This window comes from Colwellia marinimaniae (genome assembly GCF_002207865.1).
Taxonomy (GTDB): domain Bacteria; phylum Pseudomonadota; class Gammaproteobacteria; order Enterobacterales; family Alteromonadaceae; genus Colwellia; species Colwellia marinimaniae.
The window spans coordinates 228,254-254,821 of the sequence record NZ_BDQM01000001.1; the positions used below are offsets into that span (position 1 = coordinate 228,254).

Here is a 26,568-nt window from a genome sequence, read left to right on the forward strand (position 1 = left end):
ATTTTTGAGTAAGCCCAATGAAAAATATAATCAGTTATCTAGTGCTTTTTGCACTGAGTATTTGCCAAATTAATACCAGCAATGCCACGAATATAGCTAAGAATCACAATAGTGAAGAGCAAAAATTAGCTCATATTATTCAAATATATGAAGAGTTTTATCTACAAGCAAGTCCTTTTAATCAGCCTGAGGTAGGTGGTAATAATGCTAAATTACCCAACCTATCAGCAGAGACTTTATTAGGGCAATATCAACAGCGCTTGGCTATATATCAGCAGTTAATTACCCTAGATGAAGAAAAGTTAAATCAAGATAATCAGATTGATTTATCAGTACTCACTTATAGCCTAAAAAACCAGTTAGATAGTTACACTAACAAAGAACATTACATGCCACTCATGGCCGAGTCAGGTTTTCATGTTTGGATAGCCAATATTTCCACGAAAGTTGATTTTAAAACCTTGGCCGATTACCAAGATTATTTAGCACGTTTAGCGGCATTACCACGCTATTTTTCACAGCAAACTCACTGGATGAAAGCCGGACTGAAACACGGAATTAGCCAGCCTAAAATTGTTCTTATCGGCTTTGAGCAATCTATCTCCGCTTATATTAAAGAAGATGTCACAGAGAGTGATTACTATAAACCTTTTAATAACATGTCTACCTTTATTAAGCCAAGCCAGCAAAAGGATTTACAGCGACAAGCTAAGCATATTTTGAGCACTAAAGTTATGCCTGCATATAGAGCTTATTATGACTTTATGGTGAATGAATACCAACCCAATGCCCGAGATAATATTGCCGCCAGCTCTTTACCGAATGGCGAAGCCTATTATCAAAATAGGTTGAGGCATTATACCACCTTGCCTCTGACAGCAGTGCAAGTACATCAACAAGGTCTTGCGGAAGTAAAGCGTATACGTGCTGAAATGGACGCTGTTATTGAACAAGTTAACTTTGATGGGGATTTTGCCGAATTTGTGCAATTTTTACGTACCGACCCTCAGTTTTATGCCACCACGGCAATTGAGTTATTAAAAGAGGCTGCTTTTATAGCTAAAAAAATGGATGCTAAATTACCTGCGCTCTTTAAAACACTACCAAGAACGCCTTATGGTGTTATGGCTGTGCCTGCTAATATTGCCCCCAAGTATACTACGGGTCGATATGAGGGCTCATCTCGAGATGATCAGCCAGGTAACTACTGGGTTAATACTTATCGACTTGACCGTCGACCACTTTATGTTTTAACCGCACTAACACTCCATGAAGCTGTGCCAGGTCATCACCTGCAAATATCTTTAGCTAAAGAAATGGTTAATGTGGCAAAGTTTCGCAATCGCACTTACATTTCAGCCTTTGGCGAAGGTTGGGGCTTGTACTCGGAATATCTTGGCATTGAGGCTGGCATGTATGAAGACCCCTATCATAACTTTGGTCGATTAACTTATGAAATGTGGCGAGCGTGCCGCTTAGTCGTTGATACCGGCATACATACTCAAGGCTGGAGTAGAGCACAAGCCATTGATTTTTTAGCGAGTAATACTGCTTTGTCATTGCACAATGTTACCACAGAAATAGATCGCTATATCTCTTGGCCAGGACAAGCATTGTCATACAAAATAGGCGAATTAACTATTAAACGTTTGCGTAAAACAGCAGAGCAAGCATTAGGCAAAGATTTTGATTTAAGAGACTTTCATGATCAATTGCTCAAGCATGGTTCTATGCCATTATCTATGATGGATAAAGTCGTTATGCAGTATATCCATGAGCAAACTGAACAAAATAAATAAGCTTATTTATCTCAGGGCATAGCCAGATTTACCTTAGGTAACATTCGGCTTAAATACTGCCATTAGTGAGGTGATTACTGGGGTAATAAAGCGGTACGATCAGTTACTTAATTGATAATCAATCAGTAATTTAAAAGTAACTTGTACAGTTAATGAGGAGTTTAACTAACCTTAAGAATTAAGGGAGAGGGAGCACGCAAAGAAAACGGAAGAAACAGATAGTGGAATATCGAATTAAGATAAGCCCCCACTATATCTAAACTTGGTAGTCCCGCTATCATAGGTTTCCCTTTAGACCGGTAACTTTGCGTCTCTAACTTTCATTAGATTTGCCCTTATCAAGCTATAAAGCTCAACCTCATTATAGGGGGAGTTTTATAAATGTAAACAGAAAAGGCTACTTTTGCTTAGCTTTATAGGTTAAAAGTAGTAATAAATACTATTGGATAACTTTCAATGTTTTTCTTTTCAATCACTAACGGTATGAATATGACTAATAGGCAGTTATTTTCTTTGATAATATTAACGTTTAAACGAGTAATATTTTTTTCATTATTTGCAGTTAATGCTTATGCTCAGCCTTCTTCTGAGCAAATCATTTTGAGTAATCAAGTGCTGAAATTGCTAAAAGTCAATAGTGAAAGTCTTAATGCTGATACGGTAAAAAAGCTATCAGAAAAAATTCTTGATAACCGCAAAAATTACTCCAATGATATCCTAGCCAAGGTGTTTTTACTCGCGGCTAATGTGGCTAGCAATCAAGCAAATATCAACCAAGTACATGACTTTGCTCAAAGTGGCTTATCGGTCAATAGTCGGGATAAAAAAATAAAGTTGGCGCTTTTGTTAAAACTTGCGGAAGTTTATGTTGCCAGAGAAAAGTATCAACAGCTACTCATTCTGATTCAAACGGCAGTAAATAATAGTGAATATAGCCGTAATATAAAACATCAATTACTCTTGCTTAGTTATCGTAGCGTCGCGTTTGCTATGCTGGGAGAACATCAAGCTGCTTTAGCTGATTTACAACAAGTTGAACGAGGAATTAACAAAAGTGAATTGACTGAACATATTGAGTTATTAACTATTTTGTCCTTGGCCTATCACTACTTGGGTGATTATCAAACATCATTGACTATGCAGTTAAAGATTTTGAAATTAAGGTTTGAAATGGGGCTATTGGACAATCTGGATCAAACCTATTTATATTTAGGCTATGCCTATTTCTACTTACAGCGCTTTGATGATGCTTATAATGCTTTTTGGCAGTCTAAAAGCTATGCGGAAAATAAGACTGCGCCAATTAGTGCTGCTTATGCCAGTAAAGGTTTAGGTATTGTTTTAATTTCTCAACAGCAGTTTGATGAAGCCATTGAATCACTAGAGCCAACTATTGCTATATTTAAGCACAATGACATGCTTGATGAACAAATTGAAAGTATGGTCGCTTTAGCCAGCGCAAGGTTAGCAATAGCACAAAATAGTGCCGGTTATGCACTGCTAGTTGAGGTATTACAATTACTGGACGGTGAAGATATTTCCTTAGAGTACGCTGGCTTTTATCGTATGGTTGCCGAAATGTACCTTGCCGATAATAATTATCAAAGCGCTTACCTCTGGCGGGAAAAACATAGCAAGGTACTATTAACGAAACTGAAAGATATGAAAAAATCTGCCACTTTAGCTCATGGGTTATCATATTTAATCACCGACCCACAGGCAATCGTTGAGCCTTTGCATGAGTCAAGAAATTTGGCAGTTAAATTAGCACAAAACAGTGAGCTATCGAGTAGTTTTGTTGGTAAATACCAAAAGCAACGCACCATTATTATTAGTTTATCTGCCCTGGTTTGTTTATTGTTGATTACCTTACTTGGCTTTTTCTTGAGGTTAAAAACACAACGAATAAATTTAGCCTATGAAGAAATTGAAAAACCGAGTTATATCATGACTGGGCCGATGCAAACTAAATTTGATTATCAATTGGCTTTTAAAAAAGCCCGTAAATTTCAATACCCCTTGAGTGTCGGCTATCTAGTGGTAGAAAACTGGCAAGAGTTGACTTTTCATTTCAATAATAAAAGCATTAAGGAAGTAACTAAAGATATAGCCAGCTTAATCAATGAACAATTAACTGAGTTTGATTACGCTGGCTTACTTAATCAAGGGGAGTATTTATTGATGTTTGAACACGTAAGTAGTGCGGAGGCGCATATGAAACTGGATAAACTGGTACAAGCCTTAAATAGTCGAGCCTTTGCTAATTTAGGTCGTTTTAGCATCACAATGAAATATTCATTAAAGACGCCGGACTATAAAGATATTGATCCCTATCTATTTTTGGCACATATAGCTGAATCTGTTAACATCAAGCCAGTTAATCAGTCTAAGGTGTCTTAATGTTTTTTGTTTTAATTATAACCGCTGCCTTTGTAGTGATTAGTATCTTTTTTTTCCTTCGCGCTGAGAAGCTACAGCGACAGTTAATAAGCCAAAAACGCGACAGTATAGCTACCCGCAAAGAAAATAAAGCCTTAGTTGACTCTATGATACTCGTTGCTACCCGAGGTCAAGAATTTGCTAAAGCTAGATTGGCAAGTTTAAAAGTGCAGGCAACAGCAAGTGAATATGAACAGCTCATTACACACCTTGAGTTGATTAGCCCATTAATCAATAATTACAGTATTATTTTTAGGGAATGTCTGAAAGGAAAAGGCCGCCTTAAAGCGGTAAGCAAAAAGTGCTTTGAAAACCATAATAGTGCGGCTTATAAGAAATTTGTCGCATTAATCGTCACTGATGATAAACAGCTACAGCGTTATTGGTCTAGTGAAAATTTAAACGGTTTTCTTTTTTTAGTTGAAGCCTTACTAACTATTGATGATAGTAATAATGTATCATCAAAAAATAAAAAAAGTGTTTGTATCTCTTAAGCATAGCGCTTAAGTAATTAGAATTTCTGTACAATAGCCTCTTTTTTATTAGGCTGTTTTTTGTATTAGTAAAATTTCCCAGGATGGGCTGTGGTTAAATATGAGTCATTTTAACGCCAAGTACTTTTTTTTATTTATTGTTGTTATCGTCGTAGTCGCTCTGTCAGCACTATTTTCCCAGCTTTATCGAGAGCAATTACCGATGGGATTAATGGCAATGACTGGCTATATTGTTGCTATTATTATCGCCATTACTTTAGTTTGGTTGCTTACCCAAAAGCTCTTTAGCGCAGAAACTAGCCATACTGGCAATGAAACCATCAGTGTCGAAGAACTCTTTAGTTATACCCATGATCCGGTAACTAACTTACCTACCGCCCAACAAGCATTAAAAATCTTTGCATCTGCAATCAAAGCAAGTACCGGGCAACGTTATGCTGCTGTGGTATTCAAACCTATTAATTTTGAACAAGTAAATAGTTTATTAGGCTATCACAATTCAGATATTTTATTACTTCAGCTTGCTTATTGTTTACGACAAAAAATAGTTAACAATAAAAAATTATTGAGCTTTGCTCATAACCTTGAGCCAGTCCGTATTGCTCGCTTGCAAAGCTTACAGTTTTTAGTGGTATATAATTTAACTGACAATCGCTTCGATGATAAAAGTATGTTGAATGAGTTGTGTCAACAGCTTGGTGATGCAGTTCCGGATGCTTTGAGCTTTAAAAGTTTTTCTTTAAACTTTGAACTGGCCTTTGGTATCGCCATTTCGGGAGAGCATGGTAATAGTGTTGAAGAGGTAATTGCCCATGCTGGAGACGCATTACTTAACGGACTACAATCTCAGCAAGTGATTAGTTATTTTGATAATAGTAGTATTTTATATACACAAAGTCAGCTGGCGCGGATGGAATCACTTCGTCAAGATATAGAAGATGAAAAGTTGTTTTGCTATTTAAAGCCGCAAGTTAATATAAATAATTACCATATTGTTGGCTTTCAATTAAACGTGCATTGGTATGAGAGAAATGATCATAAACCACTTGAATTGTCTGAATTTTCAACCCTCGCTGAGCAAAGTGGCGAACTGTATCGTTTAACAAAGTATATGTTTGAGCAAGCTTTCACCACGCTTGAAACTTTACACCGTATTGGTGTCTATCAGCGTATTTCCGTCAGTTTAGCGAGTGAAAACTTGTTTGAAGTCGATTTAGTTGACTTTATTGAACAAAAGCTACAACAGCATGGCATAGCGGGTAAATATTTAATGATTGAGCTGAATGAACAAGTCATGCTTAATGCAAGTCAGCGGGTAAAAAATATAATAGATCAACTTAAATCATTAGAGATAAAAATTTCTATTGCTAACTTTTCTGGCAGTTATGAATCATTACGATATGTCCGTAAAATGGCCATACATCAATTAAAGGTAGATTGTCAGCAATTAACCAATGACAGTAGCAATCGAGTAGATAAGGCCATTACCAATGCACTTGTTACCTTAACACGCAGCATGAAAATCCCACTTGTTGGTACTAACATTGACCGGCATGATGCCTCACAAGCTTATATAGCTATGGGCGGAGAGTTAATTCAGGGAGATATTATTCATTCAGGTGTAATACCTGAGGAAATAGAACTTTGGTTAGAAAAGTGGTATTTACAGCACCCAGAGTCAATTCCTCCTGAAGCTAAACCGTCAATTTATTAAGCTCATTGGCTTATATAATTAAGGCTGATGCCTTAGCATCAGCCTTGAGGTCATTCAATATCTAGCGCTTCAGGTGACAGTATAATGCCAGTATTATCGGCATAAATATGGTCATCAGGTAGTATAGTCACGCCAGCAAAGTTGATGGCAATATCAGTTTCGCCAATACTTTGATCACTTGCCCCTACAGGAATTGCCACGAGTGCCTGAATACCCATATCGATATCTTCTAAAGCATCGACATCGCGAACACTACCATTGCAAATAATACCTTCCCAGCCGTTGCTAGCAGCACACTGGGCAATATTAATATCAATAAGCGCACGGCGGGTTGAACCACCACCATCAATAACTAGCACCTTTCCTTTGCCATTAAGCTTCACTAACTCAGCTATCAAACCTAAATTTTCAAAACACTTTACCGTGACAACTTGGCCAGCAAATGAGCTGACACCACCATAGTTACAAAAAATAGGATCAACAACATCAATTAAATCGGCATAAAAGTCACATAATTCAGAGGTGTTATATTGCATGCTAGCTCTCTTTTTATTTGAAGATAATATTCAAGGTCAGTATATATTGTTATGAATAAAATAAAACCTATTATATATTTAGCGGGTATTACTTGAATTCAAAGGTAAAAGCCTTTTTAATAGCACTACCTTTGGCTACTAAAACCTCAATTCATTTGTCGACAACGACTGGCTTTAAGTGGATCTCTTGATAGTTATGATTAAACATTTTTTATGATAGATTATATTACGCCACGGACTTTTTTATTCGCGACGCAAGCCGTAGTTTTTTCGGTGTTGTTATTTGTCTTTGTTGTTTACTATCGCACTTTCTTGCGTAAATATGTCATGTATTGGTTAGTCAGTATAGCCATGTTAAGTCTTAGCTATTTTATTAAGGCTTTTCTCCCGTATACCAGTGTGGATTTGGCCAGTAACAACTGGCACTTTATCGCAGAATTCATTCTGCAAACTTGTCAGTATTCGTTTTTATTTTTCCTGGTGCTGGGTGTGTTTAATGCTAAAACGCATAAAGCAATCCCTAATAAGATACCAATAGCTGGACTGAGTTTAATTATAGTTGTCAGTTTAACCACCACACTGTGGTTTTCTTTTGACCCCAGCCAGGCGTTCAATCATTTTTATTTAACGATTAGCCTGCCTAGTTTTATTTTTGGTTGTAGCTTTCTCGCTTTAGCAAGTTACCTTTTATTTGATAAAACGAGTTACTTTTCTAGCAAAGTATTAATGTACTTTGCTGCGGTTATTGGTCTTCGTTATTTAATCCATTCTTTCATTTCTATTGTGGCTTTAACTGAGCCTTGGTTTCGTCAGTTAGAGTTGTTTTTATTATATTTCGATGTCGCTGCCCACAGTATTCTTGGTTTTATTTTACTTATTTGGATGCAAGGTGCAGAGAGGTTTGCCGCTATAAATGCCATTAATAGAGCGCAATACTTAGGTAAACATGACTCGTTAACCGGAGCACTCAATCGCGAACAAGTGATGGCTAAGTTATCCGATAAAATACATGAGCTAAGCCAAGCAAATAAAACCAACAAAAATCAGTTAAAACTGTCGGTTTTCTTAATCGATATAAAACAATTTAAATTTGTTAACGATACCTACGGCTTAAAAATAGGTGATTATATTCTCGGGGAAATTGCCAGCAGACTTAATCACAGTGTTTTTATGCCTCAGGCGGTAGGACGCTTAAGTGGTGATTCTTTTATGTTTGTTATTGAATTTGAGCAGGCTTCCCATGTAGATAGAGCGGTAAGCCATATCCACGAACTTATTGAACGAACCTTTCGTTATGAACAGCAAGAAATATCAATCCAAGCGAGTATTGGTTACTGCTTTTACCCGGACGATGCTGATAAAGCAGAGGAACTTTTACAAAAAGCTAACCTTGCCTTGCATCATGCAGAAACTAACAATATTGCCACTGTCGCCTTTAAAGAAGGAATGCAAGCACAGGGACGACATTTGTTGATCATGGAAAAGCAGTTAAGAGCAGCATTAGAGCATGATGAGTTTATTTTATATTACCAGCCGCAATTAAACTTATTAACAAATAAACTCGAAGGTGTTGAAGCATTAGTTCGTTGGCAGCACCCTGAGAAAGGCCTGCTTGCTCCGAGTGAATTCTTGAGTGAAATTGAAGCTTTGAATATGCATAATGAATTTGATAATTATATTTTAGACAAGGCTTGCCAAGCGAGTGAGCGCTGGTTCAATTTATACCAACGTCGTATTGCTATCGCGGTAAATATAACGGCTATTGAATTTCAAAATGAGCAACTGGTCACGAATATTCAAAATCTATTGCATAAATATAGTATACCTTCTCGCTATCTAGAATTAGAAATCACTGAAAACGTGGTTATGACTGATATTGCCCGAGCAATGGACAGCATTGTTAAATTACAAAGCATGGGCATTAAGGTGTCAATTGATGACTTTGGTACTGGCTATTCATCTCTCGCTTACTTACGAGAGTTACCTATTGATAAAATAAAAATTGATCGTAGCTTTATTCACGAGGTGGCTATTAATGACTCAGATCTAACCATAGTTAAGTCTATGATAGACCTTTCACACGGTTTAGGTAAACGTGTCTTAGCTGAGGGTGTTGAAACTGTCGAGCAACTTAACCTATTACGCCATTTAGGTTGTGATGCGGTGCAAGGCTACTTTATTAGCAAGCCCTTGCCTGAAGATGAACTGGTACTTTACCTTAAAAGAAAAAAACGCTAGGACAAGCTTCTTTATAACCCCATGAACGCTATATTATCTCTCATTAACTTATCTCAGGAAAACTACTAAATTGTAGGAAAATTAGCCATTAATTATAAAGTGTGAATTTAAGTGAAAATAAATTAAAAAAAATCGGATACTTACCGATACAGTCTATACTAAACAAAGAAATAACCTAAGTAACACCTCCTTTTTACACCCTGTGTTTTGTATTATTATTATCATGGCAAGGTGAATTTGGGGTCGCAGATAAGCTGAAAATGGCTTCTGGATAAGTACACCTTTTGTTTTTTTTCTATCTAAGTTCATTTTTAAGGTTAAAAGCTATGCTTATAAAACATAAACTAATCGCCAATACCACAATATTAGTACTCGCAATGAGCCTAATGTTAGTGTTATTGAACTACGCAAGCTCATCGTTACAACACGATATAACTATAGCTAAGGATATTGGCAATATTAAAGTGGCTATTTTAGAGCTAAGGCGTGATGAAAAAGATTTTTCTGCCCGTAAAAAGTTGAAATATTCGCAAAAATTCGATAATAAAATGATGGCTGTGCAACAGCAAATTACGACCCTGAGCAATGACTTTGCGCAAGTGGGCTTGCCTATGCCGGAATTAACCAGTACCGGCAATATTTTAATTGAGTATCAGAGTCAATTTAATAAGATTGTTACTTTGCAAAAGAAAATTGGTTTGGATGCCAAATCTGGCTTATATGGTGAACTTCGCACCGCGGTTCATAATGTTGAAAGCCTCATTGGCACAAATAACTATCGTTTGCGCAGTGAAATGTTACAGCTAAGACGTAATGAAAAAGACTTTATGTTAAGACTCGATGACAAATATGTCGATAAACTGCAACGTAACGTTAGCAAGCTACTAGCAAGTGTGCAAAGTAGTAATTTTTCATCAGCTAAAAGGCAAGACGTTAGTAAGTTAATTAAAGTATACCAAAGGGTTTTCTTAAATTTAGTGACCGCCCAAAAAGAGCTCGGCTATCACGAGAACATGGGCGTGAAGAATGATATGCGTAATATAGTTCACCAAGTTGATAGTGAGCTGTCCAAACTGTTTTTGGCTAGTGATGCGGCGGTAAAAGAAGATGTTGCTTTTGTTAAGACCTTGGCATATAGCCTGTTTACTGTTGTACTTGTGGTCGCTTTAGTCAGTGCCTGGCTAATAGGAAAAAGTATTTTAGATCGCATTAATAACTTACAGCAGACCATGAATAAAATTGCTCAAAGTAATGATTTAACCACTAAAGTTGACGTTAGTGGTGGCGATGAATTATCGGATATGGCCGAAGTATTTAACCACATGTTAACCAACTTCCGTTCACTTATTGTGGAAGTTAATCACTCAGTAAATACCCTTAATTCTGCCACAGGCAGCCTGGCTGAAAATATCTACAATGCTAATGAAGGGGTGGAAACCCAAATGCAGCAAACTGATCTTGTGGCAACCGCCGTCACCGAAATGGTGGCAACCATAGATGAAATTGCAACTAACACGCGAGAAGCCGCTCATAAAGCTGAGTTAACCAATAAGAATGCTGAAAAAGGTAAGGCAGGAGTAGAGCAGACCATAGATAAAATCGGTCAGCTTTCTGCAAAACTTTTAGACTCAGAAAATGTGGTCAAAGAGTTAGAAAAAGAAAGTATCACAATTGCCTCGGTCTTAGGTGTTATTCGTGGCATTGCCGAACAAACTAACTTGCTTGCGTTAAACGCAGCGATTGAAGCGGCAAGAGCCGGAGAGCAGGGTCGAGGTTTTGCCGTGGTCGCTGATGAAGTAAGAACGCTAGCGAGTAGAACACAAGACTCGACTCAAGAAATTGAAACCATTATTAGTTTATTACAAAAACGTACTCAAGAGATTGTTTTGTTAATGGCTGAGTGTCGAAACCAAGGCGAAGAGAGTGCCGAGCAAGCAAGCTCTGCTGGTGCTATGTTAGATGAAATAACCCAAGATGTCGCTTTGATTATGGATATGAACAGTGCTATTGCTACGGCTATTCAAGAGCAAAGTACCGTTGCCTCAGAAGTTAACCAACACGTAGTGATGATCAGAGATGTTACCGAAAAATCTGGAGAGTCAGCTAAGCAAAATGAGCATATGAGTGAAGAGTTATCACAGCAGGCGCAAGTGCTAACTAAAGAAGTCAGCCGATTTACTGTCTAGTTTAATCCTCTAAAAGAGTTAAATGAAAATGCCCTGATTTGTGGCGTCAGGGCATTTTTTATTGGGCTTAAAAGAGCAAACCCTTATTGAATAAAACTTAATTAGTTATTTTATAACTGTTTAATATCAATCATGGCTTCACGGGAGTGACCACTGGCTTTTAGCTCAGTTAAATAATGCTGCCAACGAACTTTATATTCACTGGCTAATATTTGTATATATTGCTCACTATAGATAGCGTTATGGCCATCATCGAAAATCAAGCGATAACCATGTTTTGCGACACTCTCAATTTTAACTAAGCGCACCGCCTTTTTATGACTAGTAATCGCAGCCGGCCCAGTTTTTAGTTTTTTAGCTGAGCTTGCTGGTGAGCTAATACGCAAATATTCAAAACTTAGTAGCGCACTCTCTATCGTCTGGCTAGCAGCAAACTCAATAGCTAGATTGTGCTGGTTATTATCTATAATAAAATGGGTAATATTCATAACAGTACAGTATCTAACCTTTGAGTTATCTTCATTAATTTAATAATAGTCTGGTAATTAAAGAATAAAGCGACTTAAATCTTCGTTTTTAATGACATCGCTTAATATGTTATTAACATAAGCTTGGTCTATGCTAATAGTCTCACCACTACGTTGGTCAGCATTAAAGGATAAATCTTCAACCAAACGTTCCATCATGGTATGTAAACGACGTGCTCCAATGTTTTCAGTGCTCTCATTTACTTGCCATGCAGCATCAGCAATAGCCTTAATACCATCATCGGTAAAGGTTACTTCCACGCCTTCAGTACCGAGTAAAGCAATATACTGTTCGGTTAACGAAGCAAAAGGTTCGGTTAAAATACGCACGAAATCGTCAGCCGTTAACGCTTTTAACTCAACACGAATAGGCAAACGACCTTGTAACTCAGGGATCAAGTCTGAAGGTTTGCACATTTGAAAGGCACCCGAGGCGATAAATAAGATATGATCAGTTTTGATCATGCCATGCTTAGTGCTTACCGTACAACCTTCAATTAAGGGTAACAAGTCTCGTTGCACACCCTCACGAGAAACATCTCCGCCGCCTGAGTTCTCGGCGCGTTTACAGATTTTGTCGATTTCATCGATAAAGACAATACCATTTTGTTCTACCGCATCAATAGCCTTTTGCTTGATGTCATCTTGATTAACGATTTTAGCGGCTTCTTCTTCTTGTAAAGCTTTAAAGGCATCTTTAATTTTAAGTTTACGTTTGCTGGTTTTATCACTCGACATGTTTTGGAACATGCTTTGTAATTGTGAGGTCATGTCTTCCATACCAGGAGGAGCCATGATTTCAACACCCACTTGCGGTGAGGCTAAATCTAGTTCAATTTCTTTATCATCTAGTTTACCTTCACGCAGTTTTTTACGGAATATTTGCCGAGTATTGGTGTTTTCGCTGGTTTCATCATTACCAAAACCGTCACGAGCTGGCGGTAAAAGTACATCTAAAATACGTTCTTCAGCGGCTTCTTCAGCGATATGTTTAACACGTTCCATCTCACTTTCTTTAACCATCTTTATGGCCATATCGGCAAGGTCACGAATAATAGATTCTACTTCTTTACCAACATATCCTACTTCGGTGAACTTAGTCGCTTCTACCTTGATAAACGGTGCATTAGCAAGCTTTGCTAAACGGCGAGCAATTTCAGTTTTGCCAACACCGGTAGGGCCTATCATGAGAATGTTTTTAGGGGTAACTTCGTTACGTAAATCTTTATCAAGTTGCATTCTACGCCAGCGGTTTCGCAGCGCGATGGCAACAGCACGTTTGGCATCACTTTGACCAACAATGTGGCTATCTAATTCATGGACAATTTCGCGTGGGGTCATATCTGACATTTTTATTCCTCTTTACGGCCAGAGGAGTGTTTGACTCATACTCTGGCAGCATATTAATCAGGTTGCTCTTTTGCAAGAGCGAAGGCTAGAGTTCGTCTATGGTGTGTTCTTGGTTGGTAAAAACACAGATATTGCCAGCAATAGTTAATGATTTCTCTACTATCTCTTTGGCACTTAAGTCGGTATTTTCTAACAGTGCTATGGCGGCAGCCTGGGCAAAGTTACCACCACTACCAATGGCGATAAGGTCATTTTCGGGCTGAATAACATCGCCATTACCGGTAATTATTAATGAGGCGGTTTCATCAGCAACGGCAAGTAAAGCTTCTAGCTTTCTTAATGCTCTATCACTGCGCCAGTCTTTAGCAAGCTCTACTGCCGCTTTGGTTAAATGACCTTGATGTTGCTCTAATTTACTTTCAAAACGCTCAAATAGAGTAAATGCATCGGCGGTGCCACCGGCAAAACCTGCCAACACCTTATTATTATACAAACGGCGAACTTTTAGGGCATTGCCTTTCATTATGGTATTGCCAAGTGATACTTGACCATCGCCACCAATAGCCACTTTGCCATTACGTCTTACTGAAATAATAGTAGTCACATTAACCTCATTTTAACTCAATTCATTGATGCTAATGTAATTGGGCTCTTTGTGGTTTTTTCAAGGAGTAGACAAGATATTAATTATCGCCACAACCATATTTGACAATAATTTATATTGTTGCGTTTAAGCTTATGTTTATCTTTTTCTGCAAGGCGTTTACGGGGGTAGGGACCTAAGAAAACTTTATGCCAGAGGCCACTCTTTCCAGTAACACTTTTGACTTGTGCTTCGAGTCCAGTAAAGGCAATTCTTGCTTTTAATGTTTCAGCTTGCTTTTGTGTTCTAAATGAACCGCACTGCATTTTATAAGGGCCTTTTTCGACCACCTTATATTCACCAACTTCAATTTCTTTGCTTGCTAAATTTTTAACATAAGTCCACTTTTCTTTAGGTGGCTCAGGTAACGCTGTACTTTTGTTTATTGCCTTTTGAGCTGGCACTGTTTTAACGGACTCTGCTAAGGGGGTTTTAGTGCTAGGATCTGTCTTTAACGACCATAAACCATAAGAAAACGCGCCAATTAATATCACTAATATTAAGCTGGCTAGTTTAGTTTTTAGTGTTAGTACGTTGGCGTTTTTTGCTGCTCTTTTACCGTTACGGGGTTTTTTTTTATTTTTTGCAGGCGTGCGGGAAACATAATCTTGATTAGCCATGAAAAGGGGAGGGTTACTAGAGGAAAATTTTAGCTAGTGTAACCGAGCTGACAGTAAAAAACATGATTAATACCATTCCATAGAGTAAGTGAGTACTTTGTTTATGAAAATTGCACTATGGCTGTTACCAATTTAAATCGATTGGATCGATATCTAAACTCCAGCGTACCTTGCCTTGCCATTCATTGTTAGGTATCTGGCTAAGGAGTTGCAAAATTGCACGGTGCAAATCTTTTCGGGATTTAGCTTGAATGATTAAGTGGTAACGAAATTTACCGGCTTTTTTCTCCATTGCCGCCGGAACTGGGCCAGCAAACTCACAACCCGCTAATGGCTGTTGGGTAAGCGCACGTAAAAACTTTTCTGGGTACGAAGGGTAATTGGCATCGGCACGTAATAATGCTTGGAAAGTAAAAGGCGGCAGTAGTGCTTGTTTTCTTTCGGTGAGTGCTTGGTGGGCAAAGTGATGATAACCATTATGCACCAAATCTTGCAATAAGGGATGATTAACATAATTACTTTGCACCAATACTTTTCCAGGTTTACTGGCGCGGCCAGCTCGTCCTGCTACTTGTATAAGTAGTTGTGCCATTTGCTCGCTGGCACGAAAATCAAAACTAAATAGAGCACCATCAACATCGAGTACCGCCACTAGAGTCACATCGGGGAAGTGATGGCCCTTGGCCAGCATTTGTGTGCCAACCAGCAGTTGATGTTTTTTATCGATGACTTCTTGCAGTAATTTGGCTAGTTCACCTTTTTTTCGGGTGCTATCACGGTCAATACGCACGATAGAGGCATCAGGAAACAACTCCCCTAAGCGCGATTCTAATTGCTCGGTACCTTGACCTAATGGCGCGATGCGCACACTACCACAACTAGGGCACTGAGGAGGTATACGCTTTTGACTACCACAATGGTGGCAAATAAGTAGCTGCTGTTTTTGGTGTAAAGTGTAGGGTTTATCACATCGCTGACACTCAGCTAGCCAATGACATTCTTGACAGTTGATAGCAGGCGCATAGCCACGTCGGTTCAAAAATAATAGTACTTGCTCACCGCGCGCTAAGGTTTGTTTTATTTCATATTTAAGTGTGCCTGATAAACCATATTCAACTTGCTGATGATTCATATCAATAAGCGCTATTTTAGCCTTATTACTTTTACCGGCTCGATTGAGCAATTGGTGGTAGCGATATTTTCCTGACAAGGCATTTTGTAGCGATTCAAAACTTGGCGTAGCACTACCCAATACAATAGGAATATCTAGCTGTCTGGCACGAAGGATGGCCATATCTCTACCATGATAGCGAAAACTGTCTTGCTGTTTTAATGACGAGTCATGTTCTTCATCGATAATGATCAAGCCTAGACGGTGCAGGGGGGTAAAAATTGCCGAGCGCGTGCCAATAACAATGGCGGCACTGCCTTGCTGAGCACTTAACCAAGTGGCTAAACGTTCTTTATCGTTTAGCCCTGAATGGTGTAGAGCAATAGGCACGTTAAAGCGTTGTTCAAAGCGACTTAGCGTTTGTGGTGTTAAACCAATCTCAGGGACTATCACTAATACTTGTTTGTTATTAGCAAGTACAGTTTCCATGGCTTGTAAATATACTTCGGTTTTGCCACTGCCGGTAACCCCATCAATCAAGTGACAAGAAAACTCTGTTAAGGCGTTATTAATAGCACTGACAATGATGGCTTGTTCACTGGAAAGTCGTAACTTGTCAGCTTTATTTAGGGTATCCTTCTGCCAAGAATATTGGCTAGCAATTTGTTCTTGCTCAATGATTAAACCCTTGCTCTGTAGGGCATTTAACTGGGCTTTGTTATAGCCTAACATGCGAAGTTCAACCCAGCTAATACCATGGTGACTCTGTATTATTTGATATAAGGCATACTGTTTAGCGGCTTTGTTGGCTAATTTAGCCAGTATGTCATTAGCCTTTTCATCTCGCGATTCAGCTAGCCACACCATGGGTGGACTTAAGGTAATGTTGTCTATTTTTCGCAGCAGTACAGGTAGGGCTTGTTGAAAAACATCGCCAATGGGATGGTGATAGTAATGAGCGCATAATTGTAAAAAATTAACTAATGGCGTACTTAAATTAAAGTTATCATTGAGGCGCCCGGCAATATTTTTAACTCGACTGACGTCGAAATTACATTGTGCTTGTTCATCAATAACAATACCAATAACCTTGCGATGACCAAAAGGTACCACGACCCGTTCACCGACTTTAATCGCGGGAGAGCCTAGTGCATCTGGTACTTGATAAGTAAATAACTGCCGCATAGGCACAGGAATAGCAACTTGAATATAATGTTCTGACACTTTTAATGAGTTGATGTAGTGAGTAATTGTTGAGGCTATTTTGCCCGCTGTAATGGAGCCTGCCAAGTAACATTATTGTTTTGTTACTAAATAATGCCAATAAGTCTTTTTTTAGCCGCATTACGCTCTTTTATGTTGAAGTTACTGAAACTATCCTTTACAATTCGCCCCCATTAATTCTTAACTACGTATGGTGCTTAGCATTTCGTCTATGATAAAAATAGACAAGAGGAAATGGCTGAGTGGCGATGCGCCCAAATTCTCATAAAGAGATAGAGGTCCCCATGAAAGACGGTATTCATCCTAAGTACACTGAGTTCACTGCAAATTGTTCTTGTGGTAATGTGATAACAACGCGTTCTACTTTAAGTCAAGATATTCACCTTGACGTATGTTCTGCTTGTCATCCATTCTACACCGGTAAGCAAAAATCTGCTGAGAGCGGTGGTCGTGTTGATAAATTCAACAAACGTTTTGGTGCACTTAGCAAGAAGTAAATTCTGCGTATTTGCAATAAACGTAAAAAGCGCCTCTGGCGCTTTTTTTGTGTCTGCAAGTTGAGGACAGTTCTTATCGCTAAACTCAGGCCTATAAATTAATAGCCAGACAAACTAGAGATAAAAAGCCCAACAAACTTTTTATTTACCGTGCTTGTCGGGCTTTTGTTTTGCTATGCTTAGTTGTGCTAAGTCATTAAACTTTTAGTGCTTTGTTTATCATCAAGCTGATATAAGCATCTTGAGCCTTTGCTTCTACACTCTTACCAAAGCTCATTGACGAGCTATTATCCAAAATTTCGCTAAGCTGGCCTAGTGCGGCAGCTTTTGCTAGGTTGTCGTAAGCGGATGATTTAGCAACACCTGCAATCGCAATTAAGCGCTCGACATACTCTACTTGAATGTTACGACTAATAGAGCTAGCTTTTTTACTCGCCACAAAAATAGCCGCAGTTAAATCTGACAGTACTGCTGTTAATGAATAATCATTGCCGTACAAGCTAGTATCCGAAATACGTTTTAACACCTTTTTATGCAGTAATTGGTTTAATACCGACTTTTGCATATTTAAGATCATATCGTGCGCTTTCGGATCTTCATTTTTATCAAAATGATTAAAACCACGGCGCTGGTGTTGCATGTAATTATAAAGAGGTTGCATGCTTGCTAAGGTATCACCGGCAAAGACATAGCTAGTAAGCGCTTGCATAGCGGCTTGCTGTTTTTCTTTTGGTACTGGCGTATAAGGTAGACTTTGAGTTTTGCTATGATCAACTACGTTACGCTCAATATAAACGCCGCCAATTTGGCGTGAAATAACCTCGGCTTGGCGTCGATATTGACCAAAAAGTGAATTGACTGAAATTAATAACTGCTGATGTGACTGACCGTCAATAAGTGTTTTATCTTTTAGCTCGCTAAGTAAACTTTGGATTAAAGCCATACGATCGCTGGCGTAAGCAACAGGGTTAGATGATAAATCACTGGTCATAATACGTGGATCTATATGACGACCTGGGGCGCGCATATCATCGGCATCATTACCAAAAGCTAAACCCTTTTCATTCGAGCGCGCTAATATTGTTGCTAAGCGCTCGGCTTCTTCTGTTGAGTCCTCAAGAGCAATGGAATAACCATATTCAATGGCCCAATCATCATATAAACCCGGCTCTGTTTGAAAGTAATCACCTTGGGTCGTGCCTCTAGGGGCAACATTAATGGGGGCATAATCCATTACTGAGCCAGTTAGCGCACCCTGGGTCAGTGATTTATCGTGAATTTCTTTTTCATCCCACAAAATGGATGCTTTCATATTGTGGTTTAATCCTAGGGTATGGCCTACTTCATGTAGTACCAAATGACGTAAGCCTTCTTTTAGCACGGCTTTATTTTCTATGTCGCTACCCTTTGACATGGCTTGGCTAAGTAACAAGCCTTGTTGCAATTCATAACCAGCACTACAGTTGAGTGCACCGATTGACCCCGGTCCTTGATGCAATTGCTCTATGTCACTAAAGCCAACACTCACCGCGCCTTGACTATATAAGCTGTTATATATCCAACGGTTTTTCATAAAAACAAATTCAAGCATGATATCAGCGCCGAGCAGCTGACCGGTTAAGGGGTTGGCTAAAGATGGCCCGTAGCCACCAAAGCGTGGTTGTGGTGAAGAGGTCCAGCGTAGGACATTGTAATTTAGGTCGCCAGCTTGCCAGGTGGCATCATCGGGCTGAATTTTAACTTGTAGGGCATTTTTAAAGCCAGCTTTTTCAAAAGATGAATTCCACGCTAATACCGCTTCGCTAATGGTGTTACGCCACTCAATAGGGGTGGTATTTTCAATCCACCACACTATTGGCTCTACAGGCTCAGATAATGCTGCACTTGGATCTTTTTTGACTAAATTCCAGCGGTTAATGACATCTTTATAAGGCGCCCAACTACTTGAGGTCATTTGATCATATTGTTGACCAAAGTAACCAATACGAGCATCTTGATAACGCGGGGTAAATTCATTTTTAGGAAGTTCTATAAAAGAGTGTTGTAGTTTAATTGAGACCGAACGTGGATCTGAAACCGCTTTAGAGCCATAAACACTAGGGTTAGGGTTATTGAAAACATAATCGACAACAATATCAACATTATTATCGTAAGCTCGTTTGGATAGGATGCGTGATTTTTTACTGTTTAACTTACCTAATTTAAAACGTTTTTTAGCATCTTTATCATCAACTCGCGCCCATGGCGAAACTTTATGCAGTGCTTCACTTAAGAAAAGTTTATCGACTTTTAAGACAATTTTGCCATTTTCTACTTTTTCAATTTTTATACTGGCGAGTACTGCTTCACTAATATTGGCATCTTTAGCACGGCTGATGGGATTATTTTCATCAAACTGATAGCGATAGGTTTTTGTGACTATGTCGATACGGTCAAAGTAACGTCTAAATTCAATGATTTTTTCACCACGATAGCCACCGCGGAAATGTCCAGCATCAGCAAGCCCATCAACGGTTTGGGCAAAATGCAAAAAAGGTGTGTCTAATTGACTTTCATCAAGCAACATTAATGTTTCACCTGTCTCTTTATCTTGATAAAAATCAAACAAGCCTAAGGTCGCTGTTTTATTTTCAATCATTTGTGCAATAGTTTGCTCTTCTTTCTTCGCTTTATCTTTTTCAGCATCATCGGCTAATGCTATTTGGCTACTACCTAAAGCGAGGGTAAGTGCTATGGCGAGACGGGTTAATTTCATTGGAATTTCCTTAAGGGGCGGCTGTTGTTATAGTTCTGAAATACTTATGCTAATTTACACATGATTATAGCGAAAGTAACTAAGCAGAATAAGCAAAGCGTAACAAGATGTTACCAATAGTGATTTGACTAGCTATCTATGTACCACTATTTTCAGCTTAATAAATTAACCTTATAAAAGTTAATTTATTAAATATCCTTTAAACCTTTTTATCACCTTCGGTATCTTAGTTAATATTGGACATCACTTTAGCGAGTGATTTTAGCTAGTTATTCTTAGAGAGTAACTTTGCAGCAGAGTGAGGCTTTAGCATTTGGATAGTGAAATAATACAACATAAACAAGTCATCGATGGACCGGCGATATTTCGTGGCAATAAGACGGCGGATGACGGTGAGCAAGTGTGGATAGCACAAGCAAAAGAAGGCAGTCAAAGTGCTTTCTACCATCTTTATGAAAAACATCATAAGCCAATTTATGCCTTGTGCTGGCGCATGTTGGCAGATAAAGACAGCGCCGAGGATGTTTGTCAGGAAGTCTTTGTGGTGCTCTGGCAAAAAATTAATAACTTTCGCGGCGAAAGTAAGTTTAGTACCTGGCTGCATAGTGTTGCGACCAATGTAGTACTGGGACATTTACGGAAACACAAAAACTGGCTGCAGCGGGTGTTTAGTATTGAAGAGCAAGGGACAAATTTTGTCGAGCCAAGTGTCAGTTTAACGGATGACTCAACCTTAATGTTGTTAGACCAGCACATTGCTCGATTACCTGAACGAGCACGTTTAGTGTTTGTTTTATTTGCCGTTGAAGGTTATCGCCATGAGGAAATTGCCAACATGTTGAACATGGCGGTTGGTTCAAGTAAGTCGCAATACCACAGAGCAAGAAATTTATTACAAGCATCATTAAAAGAGCTTGAGTTGTCATCGGGTGAACAGGAGATGAATCATGAATAATCATACGTCCCAAGGCCATTTACCTCAAGACAAGGTGCTTGCAGATAAAGCACTTGCCGAGCAGGTGGCAAAGTTACCTGATGAAATGACCCCCGACAGAGATTTATGGCCGGGTATTGAACGTGCCATTAACGCTAAAAGACAACAAAAACCAGCTGATAAACACAGCAATATTTTTATACCAAGTGCTTGGGCGGCATCTATGGCCATGGTTATGCTGATGTCGTGGTTTACTTTTTCACCCGAGACAAATGAAAAGACCGTGCCGACACTGGTGAAAATACCCAAACAAGCTAGCCCGGCATCAGCACAGTTAGTCAATTTTATGCAGCAAAACTTTATACAACAAAAGCAGATATTACTCGCCAGTTACGGCCAACCCATGGTTGATAGATTGCCAGCGGCGATGCAACAGGAGTTAACGCAATTAGCAGAGGCTAGAGCATCTATAAGAAAAGCACTGTTAGTGGATGAAAATAATAACGACTTATTGAATTTATTAGACTTTACCCAACAACAAGAATTGAAGTTATTACAACAATTATATCACCAATATCAAGTGATTTAGCTAAAGGCTCTTTAATAACGAGCAAGGTTAATTTAAAGCCGAGTGAGCTAAACACAGTAAAATACCCAACAGCAGAGGTTTCTATGAACAGATTAAGCAGAAAAGTACAGCAATGCGCCAATATCATCACAATGGCGACTTGTCTGCTATTCAGTAGCCAATTACTCGCCGCCACCGAGATAGCGCAAAGCTTACCCAGTGAAACGGTTACTAACGTAGCTATCAGTAATCACGGTGGTTTTATTACTGTTATCGGCTGGGATAAAGATAAAATATCGGTTTCCGGAACTTTAGACGACGATGCAGAAAAACTTATTTTTGAACAAAAAGGCGCACAAGTTATTATCGAGGTTGAATATCCAAGAATGGATAATTGGCGCGCGGATGGTTCAAAAATCATCGTCTTTATGCCTAAAAATATTCGCATGAAATCTTCAAGTATTTCTAGCGAGATACATGTATCTAACTTACATGGTGGTGTAGAAGTTAATACGGTAAGTGGTGATATTTTGGCGAAAAACCTAACACAAAGTGTTGAGCTAAATAGTATTAGTGGCAATATCAATAGTCATAACTTAGCTGGCAAGGTGTCGTTAGCTGCGGTCAGTGGTGATATTCAAGATAATAACTCTACGGGGCGTTTAGAAATTAGATCGGTTAGTGGTGAAGTTGTTATTAATAGCCAAGCCAAAGAAGTCTTTTTTAATAATGTTTCCGGCAATAGTGAGCTTAATTTAGCGGAAGTTATTGAGTTGCGTATCAGAACGGTCAGTGGCGATATACAAGCAACACTCACTTTAGTTGAAAAAGCCCTGCTAAAAGCATCTACGGTCAGTGGCGACTTAACTTTCACCTTCCAAAAAGGTGTTGATGCTGATTTTTCCCTAAAATCGAGTGTTGGCGGTGACATAGACAATAATATTACCAAGGAAAAAACCGAACATGCAGAATATGGTCCGGGTGCTAAGTTAAATTTTCAAACCCTAAACGGTAGTGCCTTAGTTAGAGTGTCAACCGTTAGCGGTAATATCGAGGTTAGTAGTAAATAACCTATTTACTCTTTAAGCCCTTTTAGGGAAATATTTTATATTCCCATAAGGCAATTTCTGCTACATTAACACTCCTTTTTAGATACTCGTTATTGCTGTTTTAAGCTAGTTAAAGCTAGCGTTAAAACCAGCGCGAGTATAGTAATGTAGCAGAGTAGGGTTAAGGTAATGGCCGACAAAAAGCCACGTAAATTTGCGAAAGAACAGCAATTGATTAGAGATAAACAAATTGATGAGTTAAAAGTACCTCCGCACTCGTTAGAGGCTGAACAGTCGGTGCTTGGTGGTTTGTTACTTGATAATGAAACCTGGGACCGTGTGGCGGAAAAAGTGGTTGCCGATGATTTTTATAGTCGCTCTCATCGCCTTATCTTTGAAACTATCGCTAGCTTAATTGAGTTAAGTGAACCAGTTGATTTAATTACCCTGTCGGAAGCTTTAGAAAACGATCAAAAACTTGAGGACGCCGGCGGTTTTGTTTATCTCGCCGAGATGATGAAAAACACCCCAAGTGCCGCGAACATTACCGCTTATGCCGACATTGTTCGCGAACGAGCGGTAACCCGTGAAATGATCAGTGTTGCCAATGAAATTGCCGAAGCGGGTTATGATCCCCAAGGGCGTAGCAGCGCAGACTTGCTCGATTTTGCTGAAACCAAAGTTTTCGCTATTGCAGAAAAACGTGCCATTAAATCTCAAGGACCAGAAAGCCTAAATTCGGTCTTAGAAAAAACCGTTGACCGTATTGAAAAGCTTTGTTCAACACCATCAGGTGGTGTTACCGGCGTCCCCAGTGGCTATCCAGACTTAGATAAAATGACTGCTGGTTTACAAAAATCTGATCTTATTATTATTGCCGCGCGTCCATCCATGGGTAAAACCACCTTTGCCATGAACTTGGTCGAGCATGCTGCGATGACACAAGAATACCCCGCATTAGTGTTTAGTTTGGAGATGCCCGCGGAGCAGTTAATGATGCGTATGTTAGCCTCATTAGGTCGTATCGACCAAACTAAAATCCGTACCGGTCAACTAGAAGATGAAGATTGGGCGCGGTTATCATCAACCATGGGCTTGTTGATGGAAAAAGGTAAAATGTTCATTGATGATGCGTCTGCGTTAACGCCGACAGAATTACGAGCCAGAGCACGTAGGATTCACCGCGATCATGGCGGTATCTCTATGATCATGATTGATTATTTACAACTGATGCGCGCACCGCAGTTTTCTGATAACCGAACGTTAGAAATTGCTGAAATATCTCGTTCACTGAAAGCCTTAGCGAAAGAATTAAAAGTACCTGTTGTCGCGCTCTCTCAGTTAAACCGTGGCTTGGAGCAACGCTCTGATAAACGTCCTATTAACTCTGATTTACGTGAGTCGGGTTCAATTGAGCAAGATGCCGATTTAATCATGTTTATTTACCGTGATGAGGTTTATAACGACGATAGTGAATTTAAAGGCATGGCTGAAATCATTATTGGTAAACAACGTAATGGACCTATTGGTCGTATCGCACTAACCTTCCAAGGTAAGTACTCGCGCTTTGACACTTATGCCGGACCACATGTATTACAAGAAGATTAATATGGTCATACTTGGTGTGTTCAAAGTGGTAAACAAAGTAACGGAATAAACTAGTTCAGCTCGTATCGCACTAAGCTTCCAAGGTAAGTACTCGCGCTTTGACACTTATGCCGGACCACATGTATTACAAGAAGATTAATATGGTCATACTTGGTGTGTTCAAAGTGGTAAACAAAGTAACGGAATAAACTAGTTCAGCTCGTATCGCACTAAGCTTCCAAGGTAAGTACTCGCGCTTTGACACTTATGCCGGACCACATGTATTACAAGAAGATTAAATGAATAGTTTAATAGTATTGATATTGTCGTTGTATTGCTCAATTTATGCGTAAAAAGCACTCATTGACTAACGTCATCCCCGTGGTGTTTTAGTCGGGGATCCAGTTTGCGAATAGCTTCGATTTCTAAACATTGGATTCCCGTTCAGTAACTTCGGGAATGACGCCTTAAGTTTAAAAGCATCTAACTTTGTTTGCTATTTAAGTGCTATTCGCCATTGATGGTCGCCACAATCGTGCGGCTACTGGCATGGTTTCTATGCTCACCTAAATATATTCCCTGCCAAATACCTATATTTAATTGCCCGCCGCTAATGGGTAAACTCAAACTATTACCTAGCAGGCTAGCTTTTATATGGGCAGGCATATCATCATCACCTTCATAAGTATGTTGATAATACGGTGCTCTTTCTGGGACAAAATGATTAAAGTGCGCTTCCATGTCGCTGCGTACCGTTGGGTCAGCATTTTCATTCAGGGTTATGGAAGCCGAGCTGTGTTTTATAAAAAGGTGCAGAATGCCACAGTGCACTTTATTTAGCTTAGGCAGCTGGCTTAGTACCTCCTCGGTGATTAAGTGAAAACCACGCTTTCTTGCTTTTAATAATAATTCAGTTTGCTGCCACATAGCTTACTCCAATAATTTAATTCAATTGTCTAAGTCTTCTTCGCATATAAGTTAGCAAATTCCTTGATCGCTTCAGGCAAGAGCTTTTCTATCATGTCTAACTGTTTACTATTTTTATTATAACGGGCATAGAGCTTTTTATGAATGCCGGTCTCGCCTAAGCGCATACAATGAAATAGTGACGGAGCCTTTAATACGGCATTTACTTGTTTAATCTTAGGTAATATCTCTTCGCCAAGGTTCAGGAGCAGTTTACCCGCCTTGGTAAATTCCACCGGCGAAGTGTTACGAATAAATAATGGCGTGTTTAATCTTTGCTCTAAGTCTTTTATTTGATGTGATAAAGCCGATTGACTACTAAATAAAACCTCCGCCGCTTTACGGATATTTGCAGTATTGGCAAGGGTTGCCAGTGTTTATAAATATTTTATTTCGAACATAATGAATTTATTTTATGGGTAAACCCAGATTGTGGGTTAAAAACACGTGGCTGGACAGAAACTAAGCTGGCCTTAGAAAATATGGTCAATGCCGCTAAGCAATTGCGTAAAGAGTATCAGGCTTAGCTTGAGTTAGCTAAAAGCTAATGGCAAAATAAAAAGCCCGCTAGTGAAAACTGGGGGCTTTTTTAGTGCTAGGTCTCGGTGTTAAAAAGAGAGTCCCGTGCTGAAAGGTAGTTCATTTTTCCCACAGCAGTTTAATCTAGCTGGTGCAACCAAGCTGCATGACGTGGCGCACGTTTAGTCACTGACCATTCTTCAATCATCTCATAAGCCACTCTATTCAGTTCTTTAAACTGTTCGGCAGTACCGGTATTGGTCGCAAGTTCTAAACGATGGCCGTTTGGATCGAAAAAATAAATAGACTTAAATACGCCGTGATTTACCGGGCCTAAAACGTCAACACCTTTACTTTCAAGCTCTTCTTTCGCTGATACCAAGGCATCATAACTAGCAACTCTTAGGGCAATATGTTGCACCCAAGTAGGAGTATTTTGATCTCTGTCCATGGCTGGCGAATTAGGCAGTTCAAAAAAGGCTAAAACATTCTCATTACCTGCATCAAGAAAAATGTGCATGTAAGGATCTGGTGCCTTGGTAGAAGGCACTTCATTTTCAGCAATAGCAAGCACTAAGTCCATGTTTAACTTATCTTTGTACCAGTCAGTCGTTTCTTTGGCATCTTTGCAGCGATAGGCAACGTGATGAATTTTTTCAACATTAATCATAATGAGGACTTTTATTAAAATAGGTTATAGAGTAATTTTAATCATAAAGTGGACAATTAGGCGAATTTTAGCGCCATTTAGTGCCTTGCTATACGTCAGGGGGAGTTGACGGCTGTAAATAATTACTTACAGTCGAATTAAT

General features: G+C 39.1%; 21 protein-coding genes, 1 pseudogene and 1 riboswitch. Of the genes and pseudogenes, 12 read left to right on the forward strand and 10 right to left on the reverse strand.

Going from position 1 to position 26,568, the window contains the following annotated elements; genetic code table 11:
- Positions 1-17: 17 nt before the first annotated feature.
- From MTCD1_RS00960 to MTCD1_RS00975, 4 genes are all read left to right on the forward strand, one after another.
- Positions 18-1,799 carry a DUF885 domain-containing protein gene (locus MTCD1_RS00960; protein WP_057182379.1) on the forward strand — a complete coding sequence of 594 codons (1,782 nt, stop codon included), beginning with the start codon at positions 18-20 and terminating at the stop codon, positions 1,797-1,799.
- 261 nt (positions 1,800-2,060) lie between these two features.
- A riboswitch (cyclic di-GMP riboswitch) is annotated at positions 2,061-2,143 on the reverse strand.
- A gap of 112 nt (positions 2,144-2,255) precedes the next feature.
- Entirely contained in the window at positions 2,256-4,199 is a 1,944-nt protein-coding gene (locus MTCD1_RS00965; RefSeq protein WP_057182377.1) for a tetratricopeptide repeat protein, read from the forward strand.
- Positions 4,199-4,732 (forward strand): hypothetical protein, encoded by a 534-nt coding sequence (locus tag MTCD1_RS00970; protein ID WP_057182375.1) that lies wholly within the window; start codon positions 4,199-4,201, stop codon positions 4,730-4,732. Before MTCD1_RS00965 ends, MTCD1_RS00970 begins: the two co-directional genes overlap by 1 nt.
- Positions 4,733-4,832: 100 nt before the next feature.
- Entirely contained in the window at positions 4,833-6,446 is a 1,614-nt protein-coding gene (locus MTCD1_RS00975; protein ID WP_057182374.1) for a GGDEF domain-containing phosphodiesterase, read from the forward strand.
- 50 nt (positions 6,447-6,496) lie between these two features.
- Here the strand turns inward: MTCD1_RS00975 and rraA are convergent, their stop codons facing one another.
- A complete protein-coding gene (gene rraA / locus MTCD1_RS00980; protein ID WP_057182372.1) occupies positions 6,497-6,982 on the reverse strand; it encodes a ribonuclease E activity regulator RraA in 486 nt (161 codons plus the stop codon).
- 213 nt (positions 6,983-7,195) lie between these two features.
- Here rraA and MTCD1_RS00985 point away from each other — a divergent pair, with 213 nt between their 5' ends.
- Together MTCD1_RS00985 and MTCD1_RS00990 are read left to right on the forward strand one after the other, a co-directional pair.
- Positions 7,196-9,220, forward strand: a complete 2,025-nt coding sequence (locus MTCD1_RS00985; RefSeq protein WP_057182370.1) for a putative bifunctional diguanylate cyclase/phosphodiesterase — start codon at positions 7,196-7,198, stop codon at positions 9,218-9,220.
- 326 nt (positions 9,221-9,546) lie between these two features.
- Complete coding sequence (locus MTCD1_RS00990; RefSeq protein WP_057182368.1) at positions 9,547-11,406, forward strand: methyl-accepting chemotaxis protein; 1,860 nt, start codon at positions 9,547-9,549, stop codon at positions 11,404-11,406.
- 110 nt (positions 11,407-11,516) lie between these two features.
- Here MTCD1_RS00990 and MTCD1_RS00995 read toward each other — a convergent pair whose 3' ends face one another.
- The 5 genes from MTCD1_RS00995 to priA all read right to left on the reverse strand — a co-directional run bounded on the left by MTCD1_RS00995 (position 11,517) and on the right by priA (position 16,947).
- On the reverse strand, positions 11,517-11,894 hold the full coding sequence (locus tag MTCD1_RS00995) for a gamma-butyrobetaine hydroxylase-like domain-containing protein (protein WP_057182366.1): 378 nt from the start codon (positions 11,892-11,894) through the stop codon (positions 11,517-11,519).
- 57 nt (positions 11,895-11,951) lie between these two features.
- Positions 11,952-13,283, reverse strand: a complete 1,332-nt coding sequence (gene hslU, locus MTCD1_RS01000) for an ATP-dependent protease ATPase subunit HslU (RefSeq protein WP_057182365.1) — start codon at positions 13,281-13,283, stop codon at positions 11,952-11,954.
- 85 nt (positions 13,284-13,368) lie between these two features.
- A complete protein-coding gene (hslV, locus tag MTCD1_RS01005; protein ID WP_057182363.1) occupies positions 13,369-13,887 on the reverse strand; it encodes an ATP-dependent protease subunit HslV in 519 nt (172 codons plus the stop codon).
- 83 nt (positions 13,888-13,970) lie between these two features.
- Entirely contained in the window at positions 13,971-14,546 is a 576-nt protein-coding gene (locus MTCD1_RS01010) for an SPOR domain-containing protein (RefSeq protein WP_057182361.1), read from the reverse strand.
- A 124-nt stretch (positions 14,547-14,670) separates the two neighbouring features.
- Positions 14,671-16,947, reverse strand: a complete 2,277-nt coding sequence (gene priA, locus MTCD1_RS01015) for a primosomal protein N' (protein WP_231733079.1) — start codon at positions 16,945-16,947, stop codon at positions 14,671-14,673.
- Between the two features lie 218 nt (positions 16,948-17,165).
- On the opposite strand from priA, the gene rpmE reads away from it, so the two are divergent.
- Complete coding sequence (gene rpmE, locus MTCD1_RS01020) at positions 17,166-17,378, forward strand: 50S ribosomal protein L31 (protein WP_057182685.1); 213 nt, start codon at positions 17,166-17,168, stop codon at positions 17,376-17,378.
- Positions 17,379-17,574: 196 nt separating this feature from the next.
- Here the strand turns inward: rpmE and MTCD1_RS01025 are convergent, their stop codons facing one another.
- Positions 17,575-20,133: a zinc-dependent metalloprotease gene (locus MTCD1_RS01025; protein ID WP_057182359.1), complete on the reverse strand. Its 2,559-nt coding sequence runs from the start codon at positions 20,131-20,133 to the stop codon at positions 17,575-17,577.
- 361 nt (positions 20,134-20,494) lie between these two features.
- On the opposite strand from MTCD1_RS01025, the gene MTCD1_RS01030 reads away from it, so the two are divergent.
- From MTCD1_RS01030 to dnaB, 4 genes are all read left to right on the forward strand, one after another.
- On the forward strand, positions 20,495-21,088 hold the full coding sequence (locus MTCD1_RS01030) for an RNA polymerase sigma factor (protein WP_057182684.1): 594 nt from the start codon (positions 20,495-20,497) through the stop codon (positions 21,086-21,088).
- Complete coding sequence (locus MTCD1_RS01035) at positions 21,081-21,656, forward strand: hypothetical protein (protein ID WP_057182358.1); 576 nt, start codon at positions 21,081-21,083, stop codon at positions 21,654-21,656. The genes MTCD1_RS01030 and MTCD1_RS01035 overlap by 8 nt, the downstream gene beginning before the upstream one ends.
- Before the next feature lie 83 nt (positions 21,657-21,739).
- Positions 21,740-22,705 (forward strand): DUF4097 family beta strand repeat-containing protein, encoded by a 966-nt coding sequence (locus MTCD1_RS01040; protein WP_057182356.1) that lies wholly within the window; start codon positions 21,740-21,742, stop codon positions 22,703-22,705.
- A 168-nt stretch (positions 22,706-22,873) separates the two neighbouring features.
- Complete coding sequence (dnaB, locus tag MTCD1_RS01045) at positions 22,874-24,292, forward strand: replicative DNA helicase (protein WP_057182354.1); 1,419 nt, start codon at positions 22,874-22,876, stop codon at positions 24,290-24,292.
- Between the two features lie 486 nt (positions 24,293-24,778).
- Here the strand turns inward: dnaB and MTCD1_RS01050 are convergent, their stop codons facing one another.
- Both MTCD1_RS01050 and MTCD1_RS22090 read right to left on the reverse strand, forming a co-directional pair.
- Complete coding sequence (locus MTCD1_RS01050; RefSeq protein ID WP_057182352.1) at positions 24,779-25,198, reverse strand: secondary thiamine-phosphate synthase enzyme YjbQ; 420 nt, start codon at positions 25,196-25,198, stop codon at positions 24,779-24,781.
- A gap of 29 nt (positions 25,199-25,227) precedes the next feature.
- On the reverse strand, positions 25,228-25,611 hold the full coding sequence (locus MTCD1_RS22090) for a LysR family transcriptional regulator (protein WP_268807340.1): 384 nt from the start codon (positions 25,609-25,611) through the stop codon (positions 25,228-25,230).
- A 39-nt stretch (positions 25,612-25,650) separates the two neighbouring features.
- Here MTCD1_RS22090 and MTCD1_RS22655 point away from each other — a divergent pair.
- Positions 25,651-25,764 (forward strand): annotated as a pseudogene (locus tag MTCD1_RS22655) (hypothetical protein); the annotation flags it as partial.
- A gap of 131 nt (positions 25,765-25,895) precedes the next feature.
- Here MTCD1_RS22655 and MTCD1_RS01065 read toward each other — a convergent pair.
- Positions 25,896-26,426, reverse strand: a complete 531-nt coding sequence (locus MTCD1_RS01065; RefSeq protein WP_057182348.1) for a VOC family protein — start codon at positions 26,424-26,426, stop codon at positions 25,896-25,898.
- Positions 26,427-26,568: the final 142 nt, after the last annotated feature.